This window comes from Pectobacterium sp. A5351 (genome assembly GCF_028335745.1).
Lineage (GTDB): Bacteria > Pseudomonadota > Gammaproteobacteria > Enterobacterales > Enterobacteriaceae > Pectobacterium.
On the sequence record NZ_CP116477.1, the window covers coordinates 2,933,728 to 2,946,907 of the forward strand.

General features: G+C 52.4%; 10 protein-coding genes and 1 tRNA gene. 7 read left to right on the forward strand and 4 right to left on the reverse strand.

All coding sequences use genetic code 11. The features are described from left to right. Window positions 1-91 precede the first annotated feature (91 nt). From fdnG to fdnI, 3 genes are read left to right on the forward strand one after another with little or no spacing between them, the layout of a single operon-like run. Complete coding sequence (gene fdnG, locus O1Q74_RS13595; RefSeq protein ID WP_271873814.1) at window positions 92-3,139, forward strand: formate dehydrogenase-N subunit alpha; 3,048 nt, start codon at window positions 92-94, stop codon at window positions 3,137-3,139. Window positions 3,140-3,151: 12 nt separating this feature from the next. Further along, the gene (gene fdxH, locus O1Q74_RS13600; protein WP_271873816.1) at window positions 3,152-4,054 is read left to right on the forward strand and encodes a formate dehydrogenase subunit beta; all 903 of its coding nucleotides are present in this window, start codon (window positions 3,152-3,154) and stop codon (window positions 4,052-4,054) included. Beyond that, window positions 4,047-4,682, forward strand: a complete 636-nt coding sequence (gene fdnI / locus O1Q74_RS13605) for a formate dehydrogenase-N subunit gamma (protein WP_271873818.1) — start codon at window positions 4,047-4,049, stop codon at window positions 4,680-4,682. Before fdxH ends, fdnI begins: the two co-directional genes overlap by 8 nt. Window positions 4,683-4,909: 227 nt before the next feature. On the opposite strand, the gene O1Q74_RS13610 is transcribed toward fdnI, so the two are convergent. Further along, a protein-coding gene (locus O1Q74_RS13610) for an IS3 family transposase (protein ID WP_271873361.1) occupies window positions 4,910-6,273 on the reverse strand; the annotation gives its coding sequence in 2 pieces (ribosomal slippage) (window positions 4,910-5,796 and window positions 5,796-6,273; 1,365 coding nt in all). A gap of 295 nt (window positions 6,274-6,568) precedes the next feature. On the opposite strand from O1Q74_RS13610, the gene O1Q74_RS13615 reads away from it, so the two are divergent. Further along, window positions 6,569-7,645, forward strand: coding sequence for a sugar ABC transporter substrate-binding protein (locus O1Q74_RS13615; RefSeq protein ID WP_271873820.1), 1,077 nt, complete (start codon window positions 6,569-6,571; stop codon window positions 7,643-7,645). A 15-nt stretch (window positions 7,646-7,660) separates the two neighbouring features. Further along, window positions 7,661-8,911: an LVIVD repeat-containing protein gene (locus O1Q74_RS13620; protein ID WP_271873821.1), complete on the forward strand. Its 1,251-nt coding sequence runs from the start codon at window positions 7,661-7,663 to the stop codon at window positions 8,909-8,911. 234 nt (window positions 8,912-9,145) lie between these two features. Here O1Q74_RS13620 and pgl read toward each other — a convergent pair whose 3' ends face one another. Next, window positions 9,146-10,144 (reverse strand): 6-phosphogluconolactonase, encoded by a 999-nt coding sequence (gene pgl / locus O1Q74_RS13625; protein WP_271873822.1) that lies wholly within the window; start codon window positions 10,142-10,144, stop codon window positions 9,146-9,148. A 234-nt stretch (window positions 10,145-10,378) separates the two neighbouring features. On the opposite strand from pgl, the gene O1Q74_RS13630 reads away from it, so the two are divergent. Next, window positions 10,379-10,741, forward strand: a complete 363-nt coding sequence (locus O1Q74_RS13630; protein WP_271873824.1) for a DUF4186 domain-containing protein — start codon at window positions 10,379-10,381, stop codon at window positions 10,739-10,741. Between the two features lie 103 nt (window positions 10,742-10,844). On the opposite strand, the gene O1Q74_RS13635 is transcribed toward O1Q74_RS13630, so the two are convergent. Further along, window positions 10,845-10,932, reverse strand: a tRNA-Ser gene (locus O1Q74_RS13635). Between the two features lie 273 nt (window positions 10,933-11,205). Here O1Q74_RS13635 and O1Q74_RS13640 point away from each other — a divergent pair. After that, entirely contained in the window at window positions 11,206-12,027 is an 822-nt protein-coding gene (locus O1Q74_RS13640) for a pyridoxal phosphatase (protein WP_271873825.1), read from the forward strand. 72 nt (window positions 12,028-12,099) lie between these two features. Here the strand turns inward: O1Q74_RS13640 and glk are convergent, their stop codons facing one another. After that, on the reverse strand, window positions 12,100-13,065 hold the full coding sequence (gene glk / locus O1Q74_RS13645) for a glucokinase (protein ID WP_271873826.1): 966 nt from the start codon (window positions 13,063-13,065) through the stop codon (window positions 12,100-12,102). Window positions 13,066-13,180: the final 115 nt, after the last annotated feature.

A 13,180-nucleotide genomic window follows, 5' to 3' on the forward strand; every position in this document is an offset into this window, starting at 1 on the left:
TACTTAAATTTTGATTTCGCGCAAAACCCACATTTTATGTGTTGTTAAATTGCTCGCAACAAAAATGACACATAATTACACAGGGAAACTAATGCAACTCAATAGAAGAGGTTTCTTTAAAGTTTGCGCGGGGGGAATGGCTGGAACCACTCTCGCGGTATTGGGCTTTACACCCACAGAAGCAATGGCATCAGTACGTCAATATAAGCTGTTACGCGCGAAAGAGACACGTAACAATTGCACATACTGTTCAGTCGGCTGCGGTGTGCTCATGTACAGCCTGGGCGATGGTGCCAAGAATGCAAAACCTTCCGTTTTCCATATCGAAGGTGATGCGGACCACCCAGTCAGCCGCGGCTCCCTTTGCCCGAAAGGTGCGGGTCTGGTCGACTACATCCACAGCGAAAACCGCCTGCTCTACCCTGAATACCGCGCCCCCGGCTCCGACAAATGGCAGCGAATCAGTTGGGACGATGCGATCGAACGTATCGCGCGTCTGATGAAAGCGGATCGTGACGCCAACTTCCAGCGTACTAACGCTAAAGGCGAAACCGTCAACCGCTGGCTGACGACCGGTATGCTGTGCTCTTCTGCCGCCAGCAACGAAACCGGTATTCTCGACCAAAAGTTTGCCCGTTCTCTGGGCATGGTCGCCATCGACTGCCAGGCTCGCCTATGCCATGGGCCAACTGTCGCCGCGCTGGCACCGACATTCGGCCGTGGCGCCATGACCAACAACTGGGTTGATATCAAAAACGCCAACGTCATCATCGTCATGGGCGGCAACCCGGCAGAAGCGCACCCGGTCGGTTTCAAGTGGGCCGTTGAAGCCAAAACGCACAATAATGCGAAACTGATCGTTGTCGATCCACGTTTTAACCGCTCCGCAGCCGTTGCCGATCTCTACGCTCCCATTCGCGCAGGTTCAGACGCCGCCTTTCTGTTAGGTATCGTTAACTACCTCATTACACACGATAAAATTCATCATGAGTATGTGGTGTCTTACACCAGCGCCAGCCTGATCGTACGAGACGATTTCAGCTTTGACGAAGGCTTGTTCAGCGGTTACGACGCACAAAAACGTCAATATGATAAATCCAGCTGGCAGTATGAGCTTGATGAATCCGGCTTTGCCAAACGCGACACCACGCTATCTCACCCACGCTGTGTGTGGAACCTGCTGAAGAAACACGTTTCCCGCTATACGCCAGAAATGGTGACATCCCTGTGCGGTACATCCGCCAAAGATTATGAAACGATCTGTCGCACGCTAGCCGAAACCTGTGTACCGAATAAAACGGCGACGTTTATGTACGCCTTAGGCTGGACGCACCACACTAACGGTGCACAAATCATTCGTTCAGCGGCGATGATCCAACTTTTACTTGGCAACATCGGTATGGCTGGCGGCGGCATCAACGCGCTGCGCGGCCACTCAAATATTCAGGGTTATACCGACCTTGGTCTGCTGTCATTAAATCTTCCGGGCTATATGCCGCTGCCGTCAGAAAAACAAACGGATCTGAAAACCTATCTGGGACAAATCACGCCGACCGCGCTGCTGCCCGACCAGGTTAACTATTGGAAGAACACGCCAAAATTCTTTATCAGCATGATGAAGAGTTTCTACGGCGATAATGCTCAAGCGTCGAATAACTGGGGTTATGACTGGCTGCCGAAGTGGGATCGTAGCTACGATGTCATGGTGCAAACCGAGCTGATGGTGGAAGGCAAAATGAACGGCTATATCGTTCAGGGCTTTAACCCCGTTGCCGCGTTTTCCAACAAGAATAAAGCGACTGAAGCCCTCTCCAAACTCAAGTATATGGTCATCATCGATCCGCTGGTCACCGAGACGTCCACGTTCTGGCAGAACTATGGCGAATTCAACGATGTGGATACAAAGTCTATCCAGACTGAAGTCTTCCGTCTGCCGTCTTCCTGTTTTGCCGAAGAGAATGGGTCTATCGCCAACTCAGGCCGCTGGCTGCAATGGCACTGGGCGGCGGCTGAGCCACCAGGAGAAGCTCATCACGACGGCAAGATCCTCGGTAAACTGCTGATGCGCCTGCGTGAGCTGTATAAAGAAGAAGGCGGTGCATACCCCGAGCCGTTGATGAACATCAACTGGAACTATAAAGACCCGGAAGATCCGACGCCGGAAGAGATCGCCCGTGAAGCCAACGGCATGGCGCTGGCCGATATCTACGATGACAGCGGCAAACTGATCCTGAAGAAAGGCCAACAGGTTGCTGACTTCTCGCAGCTGCGTGATGACGGCTCCACATCCAGCTTCTGCTGGATCTATGCCGGTAGCTGGACGGAAGCGGGTAACCAGATGGACAGACGCGACAACGCGGATGCCGGTTTGGGCTGTACGCCGAACTGGTCATGGTGCTGGCCGCAAAACCGCCGCATCCTCTATAACCGCGCTTCTGCCGACCTACAAGGTAAGCCGTGGGACAGCAAACGTAAATTGCTGGAATGGAATGGTCAGAAATGGCAAGGCATTGATGTGCCTGATTTCGCCGCGACCGTACCACCGGGCAAAGACACCGGGCCGTTCATCATGCTGCCGGAAGGTCTGGCACGTCTGTTCTCCGTAGACAAGCTGGTCGATGGGCCGTTCCCTGAGCACTACGAACCGATCGAATCCCCTATCGGCACCAACCCGCTGCATCCATCGGTGGTGTCCAGTCCGGCAGCGCGTTTGTTTGAACGCGATGCGAAAACCATGGGCACCGCGAAGGACTTCCCTTACGTGGCGACAACGTACTCGATTACCGAATTGTTCCGTCACTGGACAAAACACGCACGTCTGAACGCGATTGTGCAGCCGGAACAGTTTGTTGAGATCGGTGAAAATCTGGCGAAGAGCAAAGGCATTAAAGCGGGCGATGAAATCAAAGTCTCCTGCCAGCGTGGCTACATCAAAGCCAAAGCGGTAGTCACCAAGCGTATCAAGACGCTGGAAATTGCCGGACGCAGCGTGGAAACCGTGGGTATCCCTTGCCACTGGGGCTTTGAGGGAACCACACGTAAAGGGTTCCTGGCTAACACACTCACCCCGAGCGTCGGTGACGCTAATTCACAAACGCCTGAATACAAAGCGTTTTTGGTTAATGTAGAGAAGGTGTAAGGGTAGCCAACTATGTCAATGCAATCACAAGATATTATTAAACGTTCGGCCACCAACGGCTTTACACCGCCTCCGCATGTGCGTAATGACAAAAGCGAAGTGGCAAAACTGATTGATGTGACTACCTGTATCGGCTGTAAAGCCTGTCAGGTTGCCTGCTCAGAATGGAACGACATCCGCGATGAAGTCGGCCATAACCTCGGGGTTTATGATAATCCGGCGGATCTGAGCGCCAAATCCTGGACGCTGATGCGCTTTTCCGAAGTGGAAGAGAACGATCGTCTGGAATGGCTGATCCGTAAAGATGGCTGTATGCACTGTAGCGATCCGGGCTGCCTGAAAGCTTGCCCTTCCGCCGGCGCGGTTATTCAGTACGCCAACGGTATCGTCGATTTTCAGTCCGAGCATTGTATCGGCTGCGGCTATTGCATTGCCGGTTGCCCGTTCAATATTCCACGTCTGAACAAAGAAGATAACCGCGTCTATAAATGTACGCTGTGCGTCGACAGAGTCAGCGTTGGGCAAGAACCGGCCTGCGTGAAAACCTGTCCGACCGGTGCCATTCGTTTCGGCACGAAAGACGAAATGAAGCATCTGGCGGAAGAACGCATCACCGATCTGAAAAACCGTGGTTATGAGCACGCGGGTCTCTACGATCCTCAGGGCGTGGGCGGTACGCACGTGATGTATGTTCTGCACCACGCAGACAGGCCATCGCTCTATCACAATCTGCCAGACAACCCGCAGATTTCCACGCCGGTCAATCTGTGGAAAGGCATTCTAAAACCGCTGTCCGCGTTAGGGTTTGTCGCCACGTTCGCCGGGTTAATGTTCCACTATGTCGGTGTCGGTCCTAACACCGAGGAAATGGAGCATGAGGGAGAAGACAAAGAAGGGGGAGACAAACATGAGTAAACCACAAATGATTTTGCGCACCAAGTTTATCGATCGCATCTGTCACTGGATTGTGGTGATTAGCTTTTTCCTGGTCGCACTCTCGGGTATTGCTTTGTTTTTCCCAACCCTGCAATGGTTGACGCAGACGTTTGGTACGCCACAAATGGGGCGTATTCTGCACCCGTTTTTTGGCGTGTTGATCGTCATTTGTCTGATTCCGATGTTCTTTCGGTTCGTTAGTCATAACATCCCGAAGAAACGCGATTTGCCGTGGTTCCTCAATATTGTTGAGGTATTAAAAGGCAATGAGCATGAAGTCGCTGAAGTGGGTAAATACAACCCGGGTCAGAAGATGATGTTCTGGAGCATCATGGGGTTGACGCTGGTGCTGCTGATCACCGGGATTATCATGTGGCGCCCTTATTTTGCCCACCTGTTCCCGATTGATGTCGTGCGCTACGCCATCCTGCTTCATGCAGTTGCGGCTATCGTCCTTATCCATGCCATCCTGATCCATATGTACATGGCGTTCTGGGTCAAAGGGTCGATCAAAGGCATGATTGAAGGCAAAGTCTCTAAACGCTGGGCACGTAAACACCACCCACGCTGGGCGCGTGAGATGGAAGAGAAAGAAGCGAAGAAATAATTCATTCGCTTTTGATCTCACTGTATTCACAAAGTCCGTAGTGCGGTAGTAACGGATAGATCGTAAAGACGCTGCGAGTACGTCCATGTAAGCTCGGATTGCGCCATCCCTGGCGCAAACGCTTTACTCTTCTATTCCGCTACTCCCGTTTTCGTTCGACAAATAGGTTTTTCAACAGTCTCAAATGCCCGCCTCTGGACTGACCCCATAAAGTTGGACAGTTCATGTTAAGCGGCTATCAGGGCCCGGGTTCGGTATTCTACCGGACTCAGGCCTTTTAATTTCAGGCTGATCCGCTCGTTGTTATAGTAATGGATATAGTCCTCTATCGCCTTCCTCAGTTCATTCAGATCGCTGAACCTGTTCAGGTAAAAACACTCCGATTTCAGTGTGCCGAAGAAGTTCTCCATCACCGCGTTATCCAGGCAGTTTCCCTTGCGTGACATGCTTTGCGTCATACCCTGTGCCTTTAACTTTGCCTGATAGCCTGCCATTCGGTATTGCCAGCCCTGATCCGTGTGCAGCAGCGGTGTATCCTCCGGTCCGAGCGCTGAGAACGCATCGTGCAGCATCGTATTAACCATCTCCATCACCGGCCTTTCCGACAGGCTGTAGGAGATAATCTCCCGGTTAAACAGATCGAGAACCGGCGACAGGTACAGCTTTTTACCCTGCACCGAGAACTCTGTAACATCCGTGACCCATTTTTCGTTGGCTTTCGATGCACTGAAGTTCCGGCTCAGGATATTGGGCGCAGCCTTGCCCATTTCCCCTTTCCAGGCACGATATTTCTTCACCCTTATCAGAGAGCGGAGTGACAGCTCCGCCATCAGTCTCTGCACAGTTTTATGGTTTACCAACAACCCCTGTTTTCTCAGTGAGAGTGTGATCCTGCGGTAGCCATAACGCCCTTTGTGATAGTGGTAAATCTCTCTGATTTTATCTTTCAGCCCGGCATGCCTGTCCACTCGCTTCAGCGCATTCATATTGTGATACCACGTACTACGGGACATACCCGCTGCACGCAGAAGATCACCGAGCGCATACTCCAGCCTTAGCTCACTGATTATTCCGGCTTTCTGCCGCTTTTCTCGCTTTGAACTAAGGCCTTCAGCTTTTTTAGATAGGCATTCTCTGCGCGCAGGTAACGAAGTTCAGCCCGCAGTTCTTCGGGAGATAACTTTTCCAGTGCAGCATCGGTAAGTGGAGGTGTTTTTTTGGGTTTTGTCATGTCCTTGCTCCGGCCTGGTTTTATGCTCAGAAGTCCTTTCTCACCTGCGTCTTTGTATACATTCACCCAGTGCCGGACAACGGTTTCAGTTGAGATATTAAACCGTGCGGCAGCTTCACGCATCGAAAGTTCTTCATTGAGAACAGTCTGGACAACAGTCATCCGGAACGCCGGAGAATGGCGGTCATTTTTCCAGGTAATGCCATCAATACCATGGAGTTGCCAGGCTCTTACCCAGCGTCGCACTGATGTTCTCTCAACACCAAAGCGTTCAGCTGTACGATGTGTTCCATCTTTTCCGGCGAGGTAGTGATTAACTACAGCTAATCTGGTTTCGAGGGAATATTTTGGCTTTGCCATAAAAAACTGCACCTTACTCAGTTGGGTGTCCAACTTTTGGGGTGCAGTCCACTCGCGGGCATTTTTCTTTTATCCGCAGTCAGCACAAATCGTTATAACTTACATCCAAACGTCATAACTCTCCCCGCTTTCCCGACTATCGCTCAATGGCTATGATGCAGTATTATTTTTAAATAGACATCCAGACATAAAGACAGCTATAAAGTAGTGGCGCAGAAAACATAACAATACTGCCATCAACACAACACACTATCGTCAACACAAGATCCCTTTATAAAACGCCATGGAGCTGATAATGAAGAAATTTACGCCTGCCCTGCTTGCACTGAGCTTACTGACCGCATTACCGGCACTGGCCAATCAGAACGCCACGATTGCTCCCGTTCCGGCGGCTATCGCCAATCATGACGGCCCGGTTCGCATCGCCGTTATCCGCAATCTGGGATCGGACGACAACACCACACAGTTTGTTTCCGGCGTGCTCGAAGAAGGTAAAAAGCTGGGCTTTAAGGTCAGCACCTTCCTAAGCAACGGCGACGACGCCCGTTTTCAGGATTTCGTGAATCAGGCCATCAGCCAGAAATATGACGGCATCATCCTGTCGCAGGGCCGCGATCCCTACTCTACCGATTTGATTAAGCGTATCGTCGACAGCGGCATTGCCGTCTCGGTATTTGATACCGCCGTAAACGGCGAAATTCCAGGCGTGACCGTCACCCAACAGGATGACGCTTCACTGACTAACGAATCACTCGGCCAACTGGTGAAAGATTTCAACGGTAACGCCAATATCATCAAGCTGTGGGTTGCAGGCTTCCCGCCGATGGAACGCCGCCAGCTCGCCTATCAGCAGATCCTGAAAGCTAACCCCGGCATCAAGGAACTGGAATCGATTGGCGCCGTGTCCTCCGACGTACAGGGCGATACCGCCAACAAAGTCGGCGCGGTGCTGGCGAAATACCCGAAAGGCAAAATTGATGCAATCTGGGGATCGTGGGATGCCTTCAGCCAGGGCGCTTATAAAGCATTGAAAGAAAACGGCCGGACTGAAATCAAACTGTACAGCATTGACATCTCCAATCAAGATTTACAGCTGATGCGCGAAGCGAGCAGCCCGTGGAAAGTCAGCGTGGCCGTCGATCCAAAACTGATCGGTAAAGTTAACCTGCGTCTGGTTGCCAACAAGATAGCCGGTGAACCCACGCCAGCAACCTACGAGTTCCGCGCGGCGGCGATTCCGCAGGCGCTGTTAGCCAGCCAAGCGAGTGCAGTCAACGTCGCGGGATTGGCGAAAATTATCCCAGGCTGGGGCCACACGGATGATTTTATCGCTCCATGGTTTGCTACACTGGAAGCCAAACAGGCGAAATAATACGGAGATAACGTTATGGCATCGACCCCTCTGCCCACCCCTGATTACAGCCGCAATATGCGGCTGATAGGGCACAGCGATCAGGGAGGCAGACCCGACGGCGTGCAGGTGATGGTTCATCGCGGCTACGCTTACATCGGGCACATGGTTTCACAAGGCGTGTCGATTGTGGATGTGCGCGATGCCAAAAATCCCAAGCCAGCGGGGTTTATTGCTGCCCCGCCCGGTACCTGGAATATCCACCTGCAAACCCATGATGACCTGTTGCTTGTCGTTAACGCACGCGATTTGTTTGCCGATGCCAGTTTCGCAGAAGAAAAGGTCTATTACACCCGCTCCGTCGCCGATACGGTCAGTACCAAACAGCAGGGCAAAAGCTGGAGCGCCGGATTACGGATTTTCGATATTTCAACGCCGGATAAACCGCGTGAAATCAGCTTCCTGCCGCTGGACGGCATCGGTATTCATCGCATCTGGTACGTAGGCGGACGCTGGGCCTATGTCTCCGCGCTGCTCGATGGCTACAGCGACTACATCTTTCTGACTATCGATCTAGCCGATCCACTGCGCCCTGAGGTTGCTGGCCGCTACTGGCTACCCGGTATGCACACCGCCGGAGGGGAAACCGCAAGCTGGCCGGACGGCAAACGTTATGCCCTGCACCATGCCATCATCAGCGGCGACACCGCCTATGGAAGCTGGCGCGATGGCGGGCTAACGCTGCTGGACGTGAGCGATCGCACCAATCCACAACTCATCAGCCATCGTAACTGGAGCCCACCGTTTGGTGGCGGCACACACACAGCGCTGCCCCTGTCGGATCGCGACCTGCTGATCGTGTTGGATGAAGCGGTATTGGATAATCAGGAAGATGGCGAGAAATTGATTTGGGTGTTCGATATTCGTGAACCGAGTAACCCGGTGAGCATCGCCACCTTCCCGCAGCCGAAAGAAACGGACTATGTAAAAAAAGGCGCACACTTTGGCCCACATAATCTGCATGAAAACCGACCTGGGAGTTTCATCAGTTCGTCACTGATCTTCGCCACCTATCAAAATGCAGGAGTACGCGCTTACGACATCAGTAATCCGTACCAGCCGAAAGAAACCGGTGCGCTGGTGCCTGCTGCGCCAGCCAGAATGGTCGATAAACGGCCCGGCAGGCCGCAGATTATTCAGTCTTGCGATGTGTTTGTTGATGCCGACGGCATCATCTACAGCACAGACTACAACGCGGGTTTGTCGATTATCGAATACCGGGGTTAATGGCCTCATGCCGATCGTTTACGTATAGAGATGCCGGGGGCTACCACGGTGCGAGGTATCCCTGCGGGAACCTCATCACCGTGTTTCCCCCTATAAAATGCAAACGCATTTTAAATGCCACTTGTGGCAGCCCGTCAGGGCGAGCACAGCAACTGGGCGAGTAAATCCACGCCTTAGTGAACAGCACTATGCGGATCAATGCAGGGCTTAATCTCAATGTTGTGCCTGACTTGTTTAGTCCAGCGCCAGCACCGATACCCACATTGGCCCCTGACCGACGGCGTAACGCGCGAGCGGTTGCAGATCGCCCGTGTTCTGGTCGATGTGATACACCTCGATGTGCTGAGATTTCTGCCCTGCTGAAATCAGGAACTCACCGGTATGATCGATATTGAAACCGCGCGGCTGCGTTTCGGTCGGCTGATGTCCGGTCAGCGTTAACGTGCTGCCGTCTTCAGACACCTGGAAAACGCTCAGCAGGCTGGCAGTACGATCGCTGATGTACAGGAAGCGGCCATTCGGCGTAATGTGAATATCTGCCGCCCAGCGCGTGTCGCTGAAGCCCGCAGGCATGGCATCCAGCGTTTGCACTTTCTGCAATTCGCCGCTGGCTGCATCCAACTGGTACACACCCACCGAGCTGTCTAGTTCATTCACGCAATAGGCAAAACGCTGATTGGGGTGGAAAGCCATATGGCGTGGACCCGCGCCAGATACCGTCGTCATTTCTGCCTGACGATGCACGCTCAGGTTGCCATCAGCGCTGAGGTCGTATAGACGAATGCGGTCTTCTTTCAGGCAAGGTGCCCACACAACAGTATTCGTTGGATCAATATTGGTTGAGTGGCACCCTTCCAGTCCGTCCAGTTGCTGAATCGGCTCGCCGACAACACCATCCGCACCAATCGGGCTAACGCTAACACAAGCACCGCTGTAAGACGCGCTGAACAGGAAACGTCCGTCATTATCGGTAGACAGGTGCGTCGGGCTACCCGGTAAAGACGCCACACCCGCTTGCGTTAATTTACCCTGCTCATCAATACGATAGCTTAGAACCCTGAAATCAGGACGTACCCCGACATACAGATGACGCTTATTCGGCGCGATCACCATCGGCTGAACTTGCCCTGGAACATCAACGGTCTGCAATAATGTCAGATTTCCCTGAGCACCGAGCTGCCAAACGTGGATCTGTTGGCTTTCCGGGCTGGCGACATAAACAACTTGCTGCATCGTATTCTCCTTATTTCACGCGAATGTGACGGCTCAGGAAGGCGCAAGAAAGGATAACGAACTGGCTCAACCTGACGCACGGTATACCATAAATGACCCATCACTTTATTCTACAGAGACAGCGCAAGGCTACTATTGATTTAAGCAATGGCTGATTTAAGTCATGATTGATTTATACGGCAGTGTCCGCACGTCCCTATTTTTGCATCGTTCATGTTTTACGGACTTTAGGTTATGACCACGTTTGATTCGCTATTTTCCCGGCTGTCGCGTTCCCCTTTCCGCCAGCGTTTTACGTTGGGTACCAAAGAGCGAGACTATTGCTACAGCAAAGGTAAGGAAACGATCGCCTCCCACGCCGCCGATTTTATCGCACGCAGGCTGGCACCGGCGGATCCGGCCAATGATGGCAAGCAGACACCGATGCGCGGCCACCCCGTGTTTATTGCGCAACATGCCACCGCAACCTGCTGCCGAGGATGTCTGGAAAAATGGCATCACATCGCCCAACACCAGCCGCTGAGCGACGAAGAGCAGCGCTATGTCGTTGAAGTCATTTTGTACTGGCTGGAAAACGATTTGATTAACAGACGCTAAAGATGCAGCGATAACGAATAAAACAGAAATTATGACGGCAAATCGTCAGAGATAATCAAGAAGCAAGAAGCAAGAATGAAATAAGAAAGGTTAAGATTGAAAGTGGCGGAGGAGTAGAGATTCGAACTCTAGAACACTTTCGCGTCGCCGGTTTTCAAGACCGGTGCCTTCAACCACTCGGCCACTCCTCCGCAATGACGCGCACTATAAACAGTACATCGCACATTGTAAAGCTGCGTTTTGATCAATTGCTTAAAAAATAGATGATAAGCCGTTGAAAGTATAGAAAATCGACAACGGTGCTACCAAACTGTCCGTTTAGCCCGATTTCCCACCGCCGCACGGCATCATTCGTCATCAAATGGATCTAAGACACTTTTATCTCGTTGTTGTCTGTCTATTTCTCGCCGCGTCCTTTATCGTAAGGCTAATTCGATATCCACATTTTTATTTGCGAGACAACGATGACCTACCGAGTAATTGCACTTGATCTTGATGGTACGCTGCTGAATCAACAGAAAAAAATCCTGCCCGAATCACTTAGTGCACTCGCGCTAGCCCGCCAGCAAGGTATAAAAGTGATGATCGTCACCGGGCGCCACCACTCAGCCATTCACCCTTTTTATCAGGGATTGCAGTTGGATACGCCCGCTATCTGCTGTAACGGCACCTATGTCTATGATTACCAGCAGGGCCAGGCGTCACACACCAACCCGCTCTCTGTTGAGCAGGCAAAAAATGTCATCACGCTGCTGGAGGAATGTGATATTCACGGACTGATGTATGCCGATGACGACATGTATTACCAATATCCTACCGGGCACGTAGTGCGCACGCAGGCATGGGCCGCTAATCTACCGGAGCAACAGCGCCCTCGCTTTGCGCAGGTGGAAAATCTGGTGCGCCAAACGGAAGCATCCCACGCCATCTGGAAATTCGCGACCACGCACGCCGATGTCCCTACGCTGAACCATTTCGCCTCGAAAGTGGAAAAGCAGCTCGGACTGGCCTGCGAGTGGTCGTGGCAAGATCAGGTTGATATCGCCCAAACCGGCAACAGCAAAGGCAAACTGCTTCAGCAATGGCTTGGCGAACAGGGCATCAGCATGAAGGATGTCGTGGCATTCGGCGATAACTTTAATGATATCAGCATGCTGGAAGGCGTAGGATTAGGTGTCGCCATGGGCAACAGCGCTGACGAAATCAAAGCGCGTGCCGATTTGGTGATTGGCAGCAATGAGGAACCCAGCATCGCCGATGTCATCCGCACCCGCATTCTGGCCTAACCAACGATGATGCAATCAGGCAAGCAAGCCGTATTAGGCAATTGCCTGATTGCGTTCAACGAACACGCTCACTTATAGCGCGTTGCCGAGCACCTGCCGCAGGTAAGCGCCCGCCCCCATTAATCCCGGCTGTTCGTGAGTAATCAGGTACACGGGGATATCCTGCATATAGCTCTTCAATCGCCCTTTGTCTTCAAAGGCTGCCCGAAAGCCGGAAGCTTTAAAAAACTCCAGAAAACGCGGCACGATACCGCCCGCAATATAAACACCGCCAAATGCGCCTAAATTTAACGCCAGATTGCCACCGAATCGTCCCATGATGACACAGAATAGCGACAGCGCGCGGCGACAATCCACATCCGTGTTGTTGACGGCCCGTTCGGTAATATCTTTCGGCTCGAGCGCCTCCGGCGTACGGTCATCGGACAGCACCACGGCACGGTAAATATTCACTAACCCCTGCCCAGAGAGTAAGCGCTCTGCGGAAACATGCCCCAGCGACTGGCGTAATACCGCCAGAATGTTGTCTTCTTCGTCGCTATTAGACGCGAAATCCACATGTCCGCCTTCACCCGGCAAACTAATCCATTGATTGGCAACATGAACCAGATGAGCAACCCCCAGCCCCGTGCCTGCACCATACACGGCAACGGGCTTACCCGGCACTGGCTCCCCACCACCGAACTGGAGCAGACTCTCACTCCCCAACACCGGCACCGCCATAGAAACGGCGGTAAAGTCGTTGATGACTTCAAAGTGGCGTAAGCCCAGACTCGCTTTCATTTCAGCGATGGAAAATGCCCAAGTGTGATTCGTCATCGCCACCCAGTCACCGGTAATCGGGCAGGCAATCGCGATACAAGCATCCTGCACCGTGACCTGTCGCGAATCGAGATAATCACGGACTGCCCCTTCCAGAGAAAGGAAATCCAACCCAGAATACGTCTCGATTTGCGACAGCTCGCCCGTCATCGCGTCACACAGCGCCAAACGCGTATTGGTGCCGCCGACATCGCCCACTAAAACAAAGTGCGTCATTCTTCTTTTCACCTCAAGCAAAGTAGATACCCGATCATTGCGCGAAAACAGCCAACTGCGCCATGGCTATATAGCTTTCTAGTGATAAGGATCTCATTCGCGTCATTCAATGAAT